Raw genomic sequence first — 15,730 nt, 5'->3', positions numbered from 1 at the left:
ATCTGCCGCATCCACTGCTCCTAAGCGTGCTCTCGAGAGCGTTCTTAAGAGCAGGCCCCTACCTCACGACAAGGCGCGTCTCGCCGGATGCATACGGTTCGGGAAGCCGTGCTGAAGGATGAGTCCATCGCGAGTCAGCTCGATCTGACCTTCGCAGGCACGGGACGCCGCAGGACGATCAAAATCAAGCTGGAGATTGACACCAATCCGCCGCCCGGGTCAGGCGAAGCCACCACCTTTCTCGATTTTCCTTCCGATTACGAGGTGCGGCATCAGAATCTACCTTCCAATTTCGCGCTGAAAATCCATGCGCTGCTTTGTCGGGGCTATCTGAAGGGCAGGGATTGGTATGATTTCTCCTGGTATGTCTCGAACGGGGTGTCTCCCAAGTTGACGCATCTCCAGGCGGCCCTCATCCAGGCAGGCCCATGGGCAGGGCAGGAAGATCTCAAGATCGACATGGCATGGCTGGCGGACACGCTGCGGAGCAATATAGCCGCGATCGACTGGAAGGCGGCCGCCGATGATGTCAAGCGCTTCCTGCGCCCGGCGGAGGCAAAGTCGTTGGAATTATGGAGCGACCGCCTCTTCCTCGCGAAAGTTGAAAAGATGGTCGGGGAATGACTCTTTCGTCCGAAAATATGGGTCGGCATCGGCATTTCAGTCATCCTGCGGTCCATCTGCAATGATAGACGATCCTGCCAAAACCGACCGCCTTGTTGCAGAAATGGAAACCTCGCTTCCATTGCAAACCAGACTGTCGCCGAACGTCCAAAGCATGCTTGCGAAGCAGTCGCCTGAATCCGCGATCCCGGACAGGTGCCTGGTCACAAAAATCTTCTACATGGGCGAAGAGGGTGGGATAGTTTGTGGTCTGAATATCGGCGGACCGGACGCTAAAACCCCCTTCTTCGTATCCATAACCCATCTTATCTTCGACAGACGTTGCGCCATATTCCGCCAGATTGAAGCCTATCAGCGGCACCGCGTCAAAAAACTCAAACAACAGCGCGCGCGCGATTACTGACGGCCAGTATGATTTATCGAGCCGATCCGCGCGGCTAAGGTAATGCTGCCAGCCGTTCGATGAAACGCCCCTTCCGAGCATGCCGCTCGCGGATTTCGTTAAGCCGTCGGCCAAAGTCGGTCAGCGTGCCTCGCGTTTCGGCAATGGCACGGAGATCGAGAAGCAGGGCGGCTGCCTTGTCATAGCCGGGAGCGTTGCGGCGCTCGATTTCAGCTTCCACCTCCTGCCAGACGCTCGCGCCCCGTCGTGCAATGGCATCGATCCGGATAAGGCGCGCTTTTTCGGCTTCCGCTGCTTGCCGACGGCGGTGGGCCGCCGCCTTCACGGGGCCGAAGCGGTGGTGGAAGACTTACGGACGCCAGGCTCTCCATTTTCAAGGGAAGTTTGCTTTCGGGGCACGCTACACGGCTCTCAGGTGAAGGCCTTCGATGCATTGGCGCCGTATGATTATGGGGTATTGGCAGCAACGACCGCATTCGGAAAAACGGTCGTGGCCGCCGCACTCATTGCTGAGCGGGCGCGCAGCACGCTCATTCTCGTTCACCGCCGCGAGCTACTGACCCAGTGGGTCGAGCGTCTCCGGACATTCCTTGACATCGATCCCAAGGAAATCGGCATTATCGGCGGAGGACGCCGAAAACCTACGGGCATCATCGATGTCGCGGTGATCCAGAGCCTCGTGCGCAAGGGCGAGGTTTCGGACATGGTGGCGAATTACGGACATATCATTGTCGATGAATGCCATCATCTGTCGGCGGTAAGTTTCGAGTTGGTGGCAAGGCGAGCCAAGGCGCGATACGTGCTGGGGTTATCGGCGACCGTTGCCCGAAAGGATGGTCATCATCCCATCATCTTTATGCAATGTGGCCCTGTCCGTCATCGCGTCGATGCGCGCGTGCAAGCCGCTGAGCGGGGCATTGTGCATCGCGCCAGGCATCGCCGGACAGCGTTCCGCTTGCCGCCGCCGCTGGCTGCGTTGGACCGCCCTTCCATGCCGGCTGTCTATGCTGCCCTCGCACAGGACGAACCGCGCAATGACATAATCTTCGACGATGTTCTGAAGGCGCTCGAAGCGAAGCGATCGCCGGTTGTTCTGACCGAGCGGCGGGATCATCTCGACTATCTCCAACGCCGCTTCTCGCGTTTTGTACGCAATCTCGTCGTTCTGCGGGGAGGCATGTCGGCGGCTGAACGGAGGGCTTCGGAAGCCGTGCTGCGCGTACCGGATGGTGAGGAGCGTCTGATTCTGGCGACCGGACGTTACATCGGAGAGGGATTTGACGACCAGCGGCTCGACACGCTTTTCCTGACGATGCCTATTTCATGGAAAGGCACGCTGGCTCAGTATGTCGGGCGGCTGCACCGCCAGCATGCCGGCAAGACCGAGGTTCTCGTTGTCGATTATGTCGACGAAACGGTTCCAATGCTGGCGCGCATGGCTGTAAAACGGCGAACCGGATATCGAGCCCTCGGCTATACGATCGAATAATCATGAGAATGGCGTATCGAGATCAAACCGAGGGCCGCCGGGCTGCTCATTGGTTTGGATTGGTGGATAACTGAACGATGGCTCTCGGGCAGCGGTCAAAGGCCAGCATCGCAGCGCTGGCCGCTGTCCGTGACGACACGTGGGCGTACCAGTCGGCATTTCAAAGAAGCGCATAGCGCTCGACGGCGGCGGTCAAGGTCATCAAATCTACCCGAAATAGCTCTCTCTGGACGTACTCGGACGCCATCGGACAGCCTTGGATTTCACGCAGAAGAGGACTCGAAAATCGCGCTAGTGACTTGATAAATATTCTTTTTTTTCTAAGGGCCACCCGTCGATACCCTCATCGATACCCTGCAACTTTTTGTTCATGTGGTTCGAGTCCTTTCGCCGCCATTTTCCGCTGCCGGCTGACCCGTTCAACATGATTCGGATCTCGCGTTTCCGCATTAAATCCGACCGCTTTCGCCTCGTCCGCTTGACGTAGGCGCGCGGTCATCTCTTACAGGCGATCCGCATACTTTTGGATGCGCCCAAGGATTGAGGATATCGTCGAGGCTGGGTTGCCCGCGATAATAGAGCGCAGACGTGGCGGCATAGGCGCGGGCGAAGTGATCCCGTGTGGTCTGGTCCGAAAGATCGAATGCGGGATTTTCGGCGATCACTTTGTTATCTGCAGCCGGGAAGCGAGCGTCTTTATGGGCCACATAGGCTTCGGTGCCGATGAACGCCTGAACGTCGGCATCGTCGAGGAGGCAGTAGACGTCGTAATAGTGGCGGAGGAAGTTCTGCGGCATGCTGCCATCCTCAAGGTGCCGCCGGAACTTCGTCGATATCGTCTGAAGCTTTTCGACCAGTGTGTAGCTGGGTTCGTAGCAGGGTACGTCGAACGCCCGGTTGTCAGCGAGATCAGGAAGATCACTCGCCGCCGCCTTGTCATAGGCCCACGAACTGATCAGGCATGGCCGATTGGGTGCCACCTGATCGAAACCAGCCTCCAGCAAGATCCCATTTTTGACGCCCTCCGGTAGCGGGTTGCGGGGACTATAATGCAGGCGGATACCTGCACTGCGCATGCGCTGATCATCGAATGCGTCGTCGCGCTCGACCTCATTTATGCCAGGAATCGTGATCTTGGCCGACAGACCATCATAGAACGTACGGCGTGCCTCTATATGGGCAGGCTTGTTCTGGTTCTTGCCGGTTGGCAGATCGTCCAAGTCGGGGTGAATCAGGATGTCGATGTCCTCGGAAAACCGATGGATAAGGCCATGCCCCTTCGAGAGCGACGTTCCGCCTTTGAGCTCAAAGCGAAAACCCGACTGCTGCAAGCCCCAGAGGGTGTGCATGATCCAATAATCCTTCTCGACCAGCCCCGGATCGATGGCCTGCTCCCGCGAGACGACCGCCAAGAGATCGTCGAAATCCTCATGATCGTGGAGCAGCATCACGTGTGCCTTCAGGCTCGCTCAAGAACCGGGGCGAGCAAGCGTTCAGCCCGCGCGGAGCCGAAATCCTGGACGGCCTTGGCGAGACGCGAACGGTTCATTTCCTTCGCCCGCTCAAGCGCGCGCGGAAGCACTGCCGATTTGTCTTCCGGCAGCCGATCGAGATTGTGCAGCAGATCGACCAGCAGGATTTCCTTGGATAGCCGCTTCGGTACCGACGGCCGCATGCGGAAATCATAGACACGCCCGTCGAGGGTAAACTTCCCGTGCCGCTTGCGATTGTAGACGACCGGTTCGTTGTAGAACTGCGTCGTACCGACCCCAAGCCCGTTGAACGCATTTGGCGAGACCATCAGAAAACGGTCGTCGCCGAGGAATGTCTCGACGAGCTTTTCGGGCTTGGCCGGTGCCGTCCCGAACCTAGTTTGACGCGGCGCCATGTAGACACCGGCCGAAACCTTTTCGAGGCGCCCTTCGTCCACCAGTTGCCGCACATGACGATCGACGGCGTTGGACCAGCGCGCAAGATCCTTGCGACGGTAAACCTGCCCAGGGCGCAGGTGGCGCTTGAGCTCACTGAGGGCCGACATGTCAAATCTCCTGCGCCTAAGTAAGGGCACAGGATGTCTTATGCAACAATTCTCATTAAAAATTCATGCACTGCAGACAGGAATGCTTCTTCGACAACCGACTTGCGATGGAGGAGAATCGAATCGTCATTCAGCTACCGCCGAGGCGCAGGAGCGGTCCGGCGCAGCATAGCAGCCGAAGCGGCTCTTTGCCTCGAAGATGCAGCGTCCGCTGCGATTGCATGACCCGAAATTTCCGCATGTGCCGCACGCGGAGCCAGCATAGTCGTCACGCGATGGCAGCAGCGTGGCGCCAAATGCCTGGCCGTGCCACGCCTCGGCTATGCCGACTTCCGTTAGGCTCGGTCCATTAAGGCTATGGTCGTCCGTCAGCTTGTAACAGCGATGGACGCGCCCGGATGGAGTGAAGAATAACTTGGTCGCACCTATGTCGCAGTGGACGCCGGAGCACTCTCCTTGTGCTGCCTTGTCGAACAGGGTCACACGAAGCCCCGGAAAATTAGTCTGCGCCTTTGCGACGATATCGTCCGCCACCTCGCGCGCAACGTGAAGCTCACCCTGATCGAACGGAGCGATGGGGCTCATGACCGGTTCGAACGGTACGAGTTGAATGCCGGCAGCGTCGTTCTTAGAGGCAAAGTACAGAAGCGCGTCGAGATGGGCTGCCGTCTGAGGTGTCAGGACAGCCTGGATGCTGAACCCGACTCCTGCATTCCTCAGGCTCGCGACCGTAGATCGAACCTGTTCCGGATAGGAACTGCTTCCAATCAGGCTCGCCGAGATGCCTGCATCAAGTGTGTCGACGGACAGCGCGATTGACGGCAACGCCGCGTCGCGCAGACGATGAGCCAGGTTCGCGCTGATCGGATGCTTGGTTGTGAGGAGCACCTCCAGGCCGAGGTGCCGTGCGTCGCCGATGATCTCCGGGAGATCGGGACGAAGCAGCGGCTCAGACCCGGAAAGCAGCACGCCTTCGGTGCCCAAAGCCCGCGCCTCGGCGAACAGCGTCTGCAGCCTGTCGCGCGGCAACGTTGAGTCGGATGCACGAGATCCGTGTCGAGGGTTTGCGAAACAGTAGACGCAGCGACGCGGGCATACCTCGGTTACCGACCAGTGAAGGATACGGGGCGCCGGAAGCGGTCGCATCGCGCCTGGGATGTGACCGCGCAGCGCCTCTACGTCGGGCCAACATGCACCCGGCCCGTCGGTCTCGACTATCAGCGCGCGCAGCCGAAAGAGTAGATGATCCAGAGCGGTCGATCCGCGTGATCCCCACTGGGAGTGGACCGCCGCAGGACCGGCCATCCCGAGCAATGCGGCCTCGATCGGCTCGACTGCAGCGACGGGCACGCCATCGGAGGTCCGGCGGATAAAGCAGCGTCTATCCTCGACAGCTATGGCAAAGCCCGATGCTGCCTGCCAGCCCATGGGTTAGCTGGCACCGCAGAAGGCATCCGGCGCATTTGCCTGACCAGCCTCAAGAAAAGCCGATGCCACGCAGCGTCCGCGGGAATTGCAGCCGTCGAAACCGCCACAGTTGGCGCATCCTGTACCGGCGAACATGGATCTTTCCGGTCGGCGCCAGCGCTCGAACGTGTCGCTGCGCCAGATGTCTAGGATCGAGTGAGTGAGAAGCGATCCGATCACCAGATCCGGTCGCTTGGGCATATAGTGACAGCGCGTGGCGTCCCCGTTGGGAAGTATGTGCAATGATCGACGACCGACTTCGCACACCAGCGTGGCGCCACATGGTTTGGCCTTGTCGTTCCCGCCCGCCGCACCGAAATCGATCGCCATAGTGCCGGAAGCACCCGCCAGAAGTCTGTCCATGAGCGGTCTCAGGTCGGCCTGAGGTTCAAGGCCCTTCGCGTGGCTCGAACGAAAATGGGGTGTCTGCATCGCGCTGATGCTCAGCTTCCGACAGCCGATATCTTCGAGACGATCGGCCAGCGAACCCAGTCCGTCGGCATTGAGGCTTGTCACGACAGCATTCACTTCGAGATCAAGTCCGGCCGCCAGACAGGCCTCGATGCTCGCCAGAGCTTCGGCAGGATAGTTCGATGCTCCGGTCAGCCGCTTCCCTTCCGCCGGACGGAGATCATCCAGTGAAATGGTGATGTGATGAAGGCCGGCATCCGCGAGCGCCTCGGCCTGCAGCGCGTGCATGTGAAATTTCGAGACCATGTGGACGCGAATGCCATGACTCGACGCCTGAGCGATAATGCTCCCGATATCGGGCCTCAGCATCGGTTCACCACCCGTGAGGTAGAGATCCGCGACGCCGATCCGCCCCATTTCCGCAATACGCTCGGCCGCCGTAGGGCCTTTGAGAGCGGCATCGCGAGGCCATCGACCAGTCTCAGGCCTGACCGGAATGATCTGATAAAAGCAGTAGGGGCAGCGGCGATTGCACTCGAGCGTAAGTAGCCACGTCACTGACGATGGAGCAGCCTGGTCCGGCCTTGGCGCACGCGGCGACGACTGGAGGGCATTGCCCCAGAGGCCCACATCCATCTTTCGAGCCTTCGAGCCCCGAAGATAAGTCGGAAAGCGCATGATCACATGGTCGAGTTCGTGTGCAAACCTGCCATCGACCGCTGCAATCGTCGAGCGGGTGGTTTCTGGATTTCCGTTCTCGCCGAGAAGCAGAAGCGAAAGAGCCTGCCCGGCAGAAAGATCATGATCGATATTTCCACCGGAATGTCTCAGCACAAAGCGTTCCCCGGTCCAGCAGACCGAGACCGCCTCGTCGAGGAATTGTGTGGAACCGGCAGTGAGGCCAGAAGCCACCGAGGTCACTTCTTCGACGCGGGATCACCCATGTCGATCTTCACCAGGGCTACCGTACCGTTGCCGCAGCAGTAGGCAGGCGCCTCGATGTGACCGACCACTTCGACCGGCGCATCGGAGAGATACTTCTTCAGTTCATTAACAAGCCTGCGATTGACCGCTGCGGATTTCTTCGGCGGTTCACTTGCTGACGTCTTGGCCATGCTTCTCTCCCCCGTAGCTGGGTAGGTCTCGGCGTGAACGAGTGTAACTTCAGAGCTGCTGTCGCGCAACTGCTCCGAGGCCAAGTGGAGCATTTAGTCAACGCAAAGAAATTGCTGGCTCCGAGCATGTTTGATACCTTGATCTGGTTGTTTCTTCTCTTGGGGGCAGAAGAATGAAGAGCCTGCGCTTCGTTCTGACCATCACCATGCTCGTGCTCGGATTCGGAGCAGCCAGCTTGGCGCCGGGACAGCCTGCATCGCCTGATCGCGACGTCTGCGCAGGGATCACTGAAAGCTACGAATCGTTCGATCAGCGTATCGCCGCCGCCAAGACCAAACTGTTGAATCTTGAGGCACGTAACGCTTCAGACGGGGAGCTAGACAGCGCGCGAGCAAATCTCGCCGACCTCATATTTCGCCAGGAATGCGTTCGCCCCGACATGCAGCCTGATCCCATTCGCGGACCGGCAGCACAACCGCAATGGGTGACGCTCACGACATATTACGGGACCAACCGGCAAAGCGGGCCTGCTGCAAATGGGCTCGCGTCCTACGGTGCCGAGCGCAATGCGTCCGGTCCGAGCTTCGGCCGGGTTGTCGTATCGATACCCACGGCGCGGCGGCCGGGGGAACTCAATCTCCCGCTCAATCTGTGGCTGTTCGAACTTCCCGCCGATCCTGCCAAGCATTTCATCATCAAGAGCGTCGTGCCAATGAGCGGTGACGCTGCCCTTTCGGAAATGCGCTCGCGAATGGGCCAACTGTCCCGAAAGAGCCTCCTGATCTTTGTCCATGGTTACAACGTGTCGTTCAACGATGCCGCGTTGCGCACCGCGCAGCTGAGCCATGACCTCAACTTTCCCGGCCTGCCCATGTTCTTCAGCTGGCCGTCGGCAGCGCGTACCGCTGCCTACCCTCGCGACGAGGAGATGTCGGAACTGTCGCTCGATGCCTTTGACCGCTTTCTTGACCAGATTGGAACCCTGGGCGCGTCGGAAATCTACATTGTTGCTCACAGCATGGGGAACCGTGTCGTGACGCGAACGATTGCGCGGCGCCTCGCCAACCACAAGACTATGCCCGCCAATCTGAAAGGCCTTCTGCTTGCTGCTCCGGATATCAATGCCGACATATTCCGTGAGCAGATCGCGCCCGGACTGTCTGCCCTGTCCGGAACGTCCCGGACGATCTACGCTTCCAACAATGATGTCGCGCTGCGTGCGTCGAGCGCGCTCCACGACTTTCCGCGCGTCGGACTGACGCGGCCGCAGGTGCAGCTTTTCAGCGGGTTTGAGACCGTCGATGCCACCGGCGCCGCTCCAATGCGGCGCGGCTACGGGCACTCGTATGTAACCGACAGCCCGCGTGTCATTCGCGACATGCAGGCCCTGATCTTCCTGAAACGCGCCGCTCAGGCCAGGGGCCTCACGCGAAAGGGAACGGCTGCAGCGCCTTACTGGGCGATCCAGTGAGGGCGCTCTTCAGTGGGTTCACCATTGTGTGGATCGCGCTGCTGATGATGGTCGAACCTGCGAAGGCCGCCGGCGGCGCGAGAGAGGCCTTCAACAAGGGCGAATATGGTGCTGTGGTCCGGACCCTTCAAAGCCGAGAGGCAGGGCATACGGATCTCGATTTCGATGATTACCTCCTGCTCGCCGAAGCCAACGAGCGAGCCGAGGGGCGCTACGATGTGACGCTAGCGGCCCTGGATGCGGCGGCTCAGCAGATTGTCTCTGATGAACTGGCTGTGCGGCGTAGGGCGCAGGTGGCAGCTGTCCGTGGACGCCTGCTGTCGCGCATGGGGAAATCGCAATCAGCGGCCCGAGCGATCCTCGAAGCCATGGCCGAAACAAAGCGCACTGGCGGAGGCGGCACGGACGCATTCTATACTTTGAGCGAGGCCTATGGGATCGTGCTCACGACAATGGGACTGGGTGAGCAGGCGGTAGGCGCCTTGGCGGAAGTCTGCGATGCGCGCATGACAAGCCTGCCGGACGGCGATCCGCGGCTTCTTTCCTCACTTTACTGGCTGGGTCGGGCAGAACTCGGCGCCGGCAAAGTCAGCGAAGCACAGACGACTTTGCAGGAGGTCGTCCGGATCCGGACAGTGACGCTCGGCTCCTCGCACCCTGACACTCTCCAGGCGCGTTCGCTTCTGGCAATGGTGATCGCAAAGGCTGGGAATCCGGCGTTCGTTCAGGAACGGCAGGCGATTCTCGCCCTCTGGCTCAAACGGTCCGACCAGAAGGATGCGCGTATCAGTTCGGCGCGTCTCGACGTTGCTGAAGACCAAGCGACACTGGATGGCGCGGCTGCCTTGGCCCAGCTTCGGTCAGCTTATGCGATCGCTGTCGCTGCCTCATATCCGATCGAGCGGCTCCCGGCCTCCGTCAGCGACGACCGAACGTCGTCAATTCCCGAACGGTTCAGCGCGCTCAGGGTCGTGTCTTCTGCCGAGGTAAGCGGGGCCGCACGAGAAATTGGCGATCCTCTGAACATCATACCCCGCACACGATTGGTGACGGCAAGCCCAGGTTCCGTTCGGACCAAAGCTCCGATACCCCGACTTGCGACGTTCCCGACGCGGTTGCCCACAAGGCCGCCGACGCCTCCCAATCCGGCGCCCAAAAGCCGATTGTCGTTGTTCTGGCCGGCACCGGAAGCAGCACCAAAGGCAATATCACCGACCAACTGCGGATTGCTGAATTTACTGGCGAGACCGGCTGTGCGGCTTGCACCGCCCAAAGCTGCCATGCCGCCAATTGTGCCGAGAGCTTGGCCGGCGAACGTCGATTTTGGATTTGCCGAGAAAGCCGCCTGCTTCCGCGCATTCAGCGTGGCAAGATCGCCACCGCCCAACGCACTGGCAAGTTCGTCCGTCATTCCACCTAAGCCTGCGTCGATCCCGGCATAGATGCCAGTGCCGGCAGGCGAAGCCGCAAAACGGTTCCAGGCTGTTGTCGGTACTTCGCGATTTTCGAGATCGACCGAATAGCCGCCACGATAATTAGGGTGGGTTCGGCGGAATGCGAGCACGCTATCAACGCTCCGCATATCTGCCCGGCCGCCGGACTGAGCGACGAACGATCGAATTTCGTCATCCGAAGCCCCGCCTGAAAGCATGGAAGCGACTCGCTGGTTCAGGCCAGCCAGTGCCGGGTCATGCTCCGTCTTCGTAGCACCGGTTGCGGCAACCCCGAACTGAGGCGGCGTCCCGCCACCCCCGGCAACGCCGCCCCCGTTCGAGCCACCAGCGGCACCGATTGCAGGAGGAACGACTTCCGACCGCTTTCTCTTTTTCGGGTCGATGTCCCCTTCCAGATCCTTACCGCCAGCGCCCTGATAGGCACGGGTGTAGAGGTCGATAACGCGCTGGACGTTGCGCTGATATTGCTCGTCGCTCTGGCCAGTTTCGAGGTTGGAAAGGCTACTCGCCAATGCCTGAAAGTCGGAGTTGGACAGCGGGGTCAGCAGGTTCTTACCGCCATTGGCCTTCGCCATTTCCATGATGCGCGTCAGGGCGCCGGCATTTTTCAGCGTCTCGGTGTCCTGCGCTACATCGTAAGCGCCGGTGCCATTGATTGAGCCAGCGATGCCCGAACCGAAGCCGGTTGCGAACCAGCCATCACGGGACCGCTGCTGGAGCGTGCGCGCAAGCTTGATCTTGTCGATGGCTTCTGCGCGCACGGTAGCCAAATCGCTGTCCGACTGCGGCGGCGTCACGCCTGCTTCAGGCGGCAGCCCTGCAATACGCACAGCGGTCTTGCCATCTGGTGCCCAGGCATAGCCTGCCGGAAGGGTCGGCTTATTGCGCTCATTAAAGCGATCTCGATCACGCGCTGCCGCCTCTTCCTGCAAGCGCTGATCGCGCTCGGCGCGGGTCTCGGTGCGATCCTCTCGCGCAACTTGGCGCGGATCGCGCGGCGTGGTGATGGTCGGATAGCCGCCCGTGCCGGCACCGGCCTGCGGCTGGCTCCAGTCTTCATCCCAAGGCATCGTTTGCATTATCGCGCTCCAATCGTGCCACGATGGCCGTAATATGGGGTGCGGCCATAGCCGCGCTGTTCGACATGGACGTGGTCGCCCTCATTGATAATCTTCGCGGAGGGACCGAAATAGCGACGAAGCTCGGCCTCGCTGGCACCGACATAATCGGCGGCATCTCCGCTAAGGTGCGCGCTACGTGGCACGCCCCCGACGAGCCTGTTTCCTTCGACGGTTCGCCGCCCGCTGGTCATTCGGCCCGGCGCCATCCTGGGATCAACGAAAGGTGGCACCGCCGGCGGGCGATGCACCTCCTACCGCTTCCCAACTGGAACGGTCGTTGGGATTGCCGCCCTTGAAGCGATAGCCGTTGCGCGTGGTGCCTACGGGAGGCCCTGCTGGCGTCGTTTGGCCCGGCGCGAAGGTTGGGCGCGGCATAAAGGTTTTGGTTGGATTGCCCTGCGCATCGAACCCGTCGATGGCCATCAGTGGCGGGGCAGCCATGCCTTCGGCTCGTTGTTTGTAGAGGGCCTGCCCTTGCGGCGATCGTGGATCAATGCCGCCGGCCACCATGAACTGGGTGAACTGGTCGTCAGGGTGCGCCTGCTTCCACTGTTCTCGCCACAGCCATTCGTCGCGTTCCGCCTTCTGCTTTTGCGACCATGTCTGCTGCCGCCGCTCGATCTCGCGCCGCTGCATCTTCATCTGGGTGTAGACCGGGGGCCGACCAGCAGCGCCAGCCAGCGCGTCACCCAGAATACCGAGAGCATCAACCCAGCCGCCGCCTTTGTCGAAAAAGCCGGGCTTCTTTGGCTCAGCGCCAGGCATGGCTGAAAGAGCAGGGAACGATCCAGCCTGCTCCAAGGTGGCGTCGGGGGCGATGAGCGAAATCGGAGCTTGGCCGAAACCCAAGGCGCAGAGGTTCCAGCCAATCCGAAGCGCAGGCCGACAGCGACAGAGGCCGAGGCCATGGCGACGGCGATGCTGCGCTACAAGAAGATGCCGATCCGCCCTGAGATGGAGATTAGCTTTACCAATGAAGGAACGACTGCCGCGCTCGCTGCGACCCATAGCGACGGGAACGGTCACGCCGCCATGCTTCATGAAGCTGTCGGATCAAGCTCGAACGGATGGCTGAACGCGATATTGATCGATCTCCTGAAGGTGGCGAAGGAGCGCGGTGCGAGCGAGGTGACGGGAGAGCAGGCGAGCGCGGCCTTGGCTTTCATGGCTGCAATCCAGCCGCAGAACGAGGTTGAAGGTGCGCTAGGCGTGCAGATGTACGCGGCTCACCGTCTTGCGATCGAAATGGCGTCCCGATGTCGGCACACGACCGACAGGCAGGCGACGATGGAGTACGGCAATCTCGCCACCAAGATGATGCGGACAGTTACCGCTCAGATGGACGCTCTGGGCAAGATGCGGCGAGGCGGAGAGCAGGTCGTCCGGCACGTCCATGTCTATGAAGGCGGGCAGGCAATCGTTGCCGACCAGTTCAATCACTACGGGGGTGAGAATGGAAATTCAGCCGGACAACCTTATGCACCCTTCGCGGGTCATGCGCCTGCGGGCATCCCCCCGCTGCTTGGCCAAGACTCGGCAGGGAACGGAGTGCCAATCACCCGCGATCAAGGGGAAGAAGAGGTGTCGGATGCACGGCGGCAAAAGCCCGGGCGCCCCTCGCGGAAACAAGCATAACCTTCGCCACGGTTTGCGCACAGTCGCCATGGATGAGGTTCGGGCAATGGCGCGATTTCTGGCTGAGGCGGCGCGGCGAGACATGCAGGGCGCCTGAGCGCTATGCGAGCCTGAGACCGCCTTAGCCTACCGCGTTCTTCCGTAGTCATGCGAAAAAATAATAGCGGGAGCCATGGCGAAAGTCCTCAATTGGACTTCGCTGGCAACCGCTGCCTTTCGCTGGCAACCGCCAGACGAGAATGCTCAATAATTTGATTTTAAAAGATAAAATGCCTACAATGTACCCACATTAGGAGGCGCATATGAACTCGCTGCAGAACACTTCGCTTCGTATTCGCGTAAACGGTGCATTGATCGCCGCCGCCAATGAGCGTGCTCGCCAGCAGGGTATGAGCCTGTCGGAATTCATGCGATCGGCGCTGCGCCACCAGTTGAGCAAAGCCGCCTGATGGACGCCAATGCCGCCTTGGGGGATCTTGCGCCCTTGATCGCCATCGCCGCTCGCGGGAACCTCGGTGCGCAGCGTGCCATGTCGGCCTACTGTCTCAAAGAAATGAACGGCCACTGGTCACGGGGTTACCGGCTCGGCGCCATGATGTCGGCGATCGAGGCGATGTTCTGGGCTCGGCTTGCTGCCAGCCAAGGCAATGCTGATGACGCTAACAATCTCGCCACGGCGCTGGGCTACCTCTCCGATTTTCTCGACACCCAGAGCGATGATGGTGAAGGCAATGAACTGCTGACCGAGTCCATCTCCATCCTTGATCGGCTCGCCACCCGTGGCGACGAGCGGGCGGCAGTGTCGTTGAATGCGGTTGTTGGCCTCGTCTCTCCCTCCGTTGCCCAGCGTGCCAAAGCCATGTCGGAGGAGCTTGCTGATGCTGACTGACTTTCTCGGCATTGCGCAGAGCCGCAGTCCCAATCCATTCGAAGTGCAGCAAGGCTATTCAACGCCCGGATATGGCGATGAAGTCGCCGTGGGCGGCAACATTCCCGTTAGCCAGCGACCGCGCGCCCGTCTTGGGATGTTCGGTAACTCCCGCTCCGCTGCGTTGGCACAGGGACAGGCTCCTGACGCCGGCGCCGGGTTTGCGCGGATCTTGCGTTGCTCTCGCCATCAGAACTTACCTCCAGTCTCATCGTTCCACCCAATTATGTCCCCGTTGACGTCCAGCCCCTCCGCATCATTTGGCGCGGCCGGACGATGGGCCGCGCCATTATTATACGTAGTATATAGGGAGGTCGCCGCACGCAGGTCGCCGCAAGCGTTTTCAATGACTTGGCTATAGGGTTGCCGCAGGTCGCCGCAGGGGGTGGCCGCAGGGGGGGCGCCGCACTTTTCGACGGCCTTTATGCCCTGCTTCCAATGCCGATGGGTGTCCTGCCACAGGGCTGCATCCAGCTCAATTTTGCCCACATGCAGCAGCCGTTCAAAGGCCCGCTCGAATGCGTTTTTGCCCATCCCCCTTACCCTCTGCCATCTTGGCAAAGACGTTCGGCGCATAGTTGACACCGGGGTTGTGAGACACGGCGCGCTTGACATAGTTGCCGTCGTAGCCGTCGATCGCGCGTAGAAGCTCGCCTACCTTCACGGGATCGATGATCGCGCCGTGATGCTTGGGCTTCGGTGCGATCAGCGCGCCCTTGAGATCGCGAGTTGGGTCGGAGGCAAGCCGAGTCGTGGCGACCGCATAGCGAAAGACCTGGCTGGCGAACTGGAGCATCCGCCGCGCCGTTTCGAGATTACCCTTTCCCTCGACGCGCTTGAGGACGGGTATCAGATCGGCCGGCATGATCTCGGCCACCGGCATCCGTCCGATCGCAGGGCTCAGGTTGCCCAGCAGATATTCAGCCTTGGCCAGGGTATTTTCTGCCCAGCCTTCCTTGGTTCGCTTGTTGATGAATTCGGCAGCGACCGTGGCGAAGGTGTTGTCGGCAGAGATTCGGTCCTGAACCTTCTTGCGTACTTTCTCGACGCCGGGATCTTTACCCAAGGCTATCAGGGTGCGGGCCTTGTCCCGGCCCTTCCGCGCATCTCCAAGGCTGACCTCCGGATAAGTGCCGAGGCCTAGAGCAGAATCCGATCACTCTGGCTCATATCCGGTAGCTGTGAAATAGTTTGCGCATTCTTCGTGAGTGAAGCGTGGCAACGCGTCACGTATCGCATGCCATAGCTCCGGGATAGTTCGGGCGGCGGCTTTTCGCAGGATAGCCTTGAGTTTGGAGAAGGCGTTTTCGATTGGGTTGAAGTCGGGGCTGTATGGCGGCAGGAACAGCATGCTCGCTCCAACCGCTTCGATGGCTTCACGGGCAGCGATTGCCTTATGCGCCGGCAGATTGTCGAGGATGACGATGTCACCAGGATGCAACGTTGGCGCCAGAACCTGCTGGGCATAGGCAGCGAAGCATTCGCCGGTCATGGGACCGTCCAGGACCATCGGCGCAGTCATGCCCGTCAGGCGCAGCGCACCGGTGAAAGTGGTGGTTTTCCAATGGCCATG

General features: G+C 60.4%; 18 protein-coding genes and 1 pseudogene. 7 read left to right on the top strand and 12 right to left on the bottom strand.

The window, feature by feature from the left end:
- Positions 1-90: 90 nt before the first annotated feature.
- The 3 genes and pseudogenes from BMX92_RS25855 to BMX92_RS25845 form a co-directional block, all read left to right on the top strand.
- Positions 91-624: pseudogene (locus tag BMX92_RS25855) on the top strand (nucleotidyl transferase AbiEii/AbiGii toxin family protein); the annotation flags it as partial.
- Positions 625-685: 61 nt separating this feature from the next.
- On the top strand, positions 686-1,027 hold the full coding sequence (locus BMX92_RS25850) for a hypothetical protein (protein ID WP_093022359.1): 342 nt from the start codon (positions 686-688) through the stop codon (positions 1,025-1,027).
- 79 nt (positions 1,028-1,106) lie between these two features.
- On the top strand, positions 1,107-2,516 hold the full coding sequence (locus tag BMX92_RS25845; RefSeq protein WP_093022357.1) for a DEAD/DEAH box helicase: 1,410 nt from the start codon (positions 1,107-1,109) through the stop codon (positions 2,514-2,516).
- A gap of 449 nt (positions 2,517-2,965) precedes the next feature.
- On the opposite strand, the gene BMX92_RS25840 is transcribed toward BMX92_RS25845, so the two are convergent.
- The 5 genes from BMX92_RS25840 to BMX92_RS25820 form a co-directional block, all read right to left on the bottom strand.
- Positions 2,966-3,964 carry a nucleotidyl transferase AbiEii/AbiGii toxin family protein gene (locus BMX92_RS25840; protein ID WP_093022353.1) on the bottom strand — a complete coding sequence of 333 codons (999 nt, stop codon included), beginning with the start codon at positions 3,962-3,964 and terminating at the stop codon, positions 2,966-2,968.
- Between the two features lie 11 nt (positions 3,965-3,975).
- Positions 3,976-4,554: a hypothetical protein gene (locus BMX92_RS25835; protein ID WP_093022350.1), complete on the bottom strand. Its 579-nt coding sequence runs from the start codon at positions 4,552-4,554 to the stop codon at positions 3,976-3,978.
- Positions 4,555-4,680: 126 nt separating this feature from the next.
- Complete coding sequence (locus BMX92_RS25830; RefSeq protein ID WP_256213637.1) at positions 4,681-5,700, bottom strand: radical SAM protein; 1,020 nt, start codon at positions 5,698-5,700, stop codon at positions 4,681-4,683.
- Between the two features lie 285 nt (positions 5,701-5,985).
- Positions 5,986-7,344, bottom strand: coding sequence for a radical SAM protein (locus BMX92_RS25825; RefSeq protein WP_143066916.1), 1,359 nt, complete (start codon positions 7,342-7,344; stop codon positions 5,986-5,988).
- A gap of 5 nt (positions 7,345-7,349) precedes the next feature.
- Positions 7,350-7,547: a hypothetical protein gene (locus BMX92_RS25820; protein ID WP_143066915.1), complete on the bottom strand. Its 198-nt coding sequence runs from the start codon at positions 7,545-7,547 to the stop codon at positions 7,350-7,352.
- Positions 7,548-7,720: 173 nt separating this feature from the next.
- Here BMX92_RS25820 and BMX92_RS25815 point away from each other — a divergent pair, with 173 nt between their 5' ends.
- Entirely contained in the window at positions 7,721-9,019 is a 1,299-nt protein-coding gene (locus tag BMX92_RS25815; protein WP_093022339.1) for an alpha/beta hydrolase, read from the top strand.
- An 865-nt stretch (positions 9,020-9,884) separates the two neighbouring features.
- On the opposite strand, the gene BMX92_RS25810 is transcribed toward BMX92_RS25815, so the two are convergent.
- From BMX92_RS25810 to BMX92_RS28535, 5 genes are read right to left on the bottom strand one after another with little or no spacing between them, the layout of a single operon-like run.
- Positions 9,885-11,552 (bottom strand): hypothetical protein, encoded by a 1,668-nt coding sequence (locus BMX92_RS25810; RefSeq protein WP_093022336.1) that lies wholly within the window; start codon positions 11,550-11,552, stop codon positions 9,885-9,887.
- Positions 11,552-11,785, bottom strand: coding sequence for a D-Ala-D-Ala carboxypeptidase family metallohydrolase (locus tag BMX92_RS25805; RefSeq protein ID WP_218145862.1), 234 nt, complete (start codon positions 11,783-11,785; stop codon positions 11,552-11,554). The genes BMX92_RS25810 and BMX92_RS25805 overlap by 1 nt, the downstream gene beginning before the upstream one ends.
- A gap of 22 nt (positions 11,786-11,807) precedes the next feature.
- Positions 11,808-12,620, bottom strand: coding sequence for a hypothetical protein (locus BMX92_RS25800; protein ID WP_143066914.1), 813 nt, complete (start codon positions 12,618-12,620; stop codon positions 11,808-11,810).
- An 11-nt stretch (positions 12,621-12,631) separates the two neighbouring features.
- A complete protein-coding gene (locus BMX92_RS28540; protein ID WP_371262541.1) occupies positions 12,632-12,760 on the bottom strand; it encodes a hypothetical protein in 129 nt (42 codons plus the stop codon).
- A 37-nt stretch (positions 12,761-12,797) separates the two neighbouring features.
- Entirely contained in the window at positions 12,798-13,034 is a 237-nt protein-coding gene (locus BMX92_RS28535; protein ID WP_093022327.1) for a hypothetical protein, read from the bottom strand.
- A 124-nt stretch (positions 13,035-13,158) separates the two neighbouring features.
- Here BMX92_RS28535 and BMX92_RS28530 point away from each other — a divergent pair, with 124 nt between their 5' ends.
- From BMX92_RS28530 to BMX92_RS25780, 3 genes are all read left to right on the top strand, one after another.
- Positions 13,159-13,326, top strand: coding sequence for a hypothetical protein (locus BMX92_RS28530; RefSeq protein WP_371262542.1), 168 nt, complete (start codon positions 13,159-13,161; stop codon positions 13,324-13,326).
- A 205-nt stretch (positions 13,327-13,531) separates the two neighbouring features.
- Positions 13,532-13,678, top strand: coding sequence for a ribbon-helix-helix protein, CopG family (locus BMX92_RS25785; RefSeq protein ID WP_093022324.1), 147 nt, complete (start codon positions 13,532-13,534; stop codon positions 13,676-13,678).
- Positions 13,678-14,118 carry a hypothetical protein gene (locus BMX92_RS25780; protein ID WP_093022321.1) on the top strand — a complete coding sequence of 147 codons (441 nt, stop codon included), beginning with the start codon at positions 13,678-13,680 and terminating at the stop codon, positions 14,116-14,118. Before BMX92_RS25785 ends, BMX92_RS25780 begins: the two co-directional genes overlap by 1 nt.
- 541 nt (positions 14,119-14,659) lie before the next feature.
- On the opposite strand, the gene BMX92_RS25770 is transcribed toward BMX92_RS25780, so the two are convergent.
- Together BMX92_RS25770 and BMX92_RS25765 are read right to left on the bottom strand one after the other, a co-directional pair.
- Positions 14,660-15,223, bottom strand: coding sequence for a tyrosine-type recombinase/integrase (locus tag BMX92_RS25770; protein WP_371262540.1), 564 nt, complete (start codon positions 15,221-15,223; stop codon positions 14,660-14,662).
- A 90-nt stretch (positions 15,224-15,313) separates the two neighbouring features.
- On the bottom strand, positions 15,314-15,730 hold a 417-nt coding region (locus tag BMX92_RS25765), incomplete at its 5' end, for an IS630 family transposase (protein ID WP_143066913.1).

The organism is Sphingobium sp. YR768, assembly GCF_900111125.1.
Taxonomy (GTDB): domain Bacteria; phylum Pseudomonadota; class Alphaproteobacteria; order Sphingomonadales; family Sphingomonadaceae; genus Sphingobium.
Note: the sequence above shows the minus strand (reverse complement) of the source record. Positions and strands in the feature narration are given on the sequence as shown.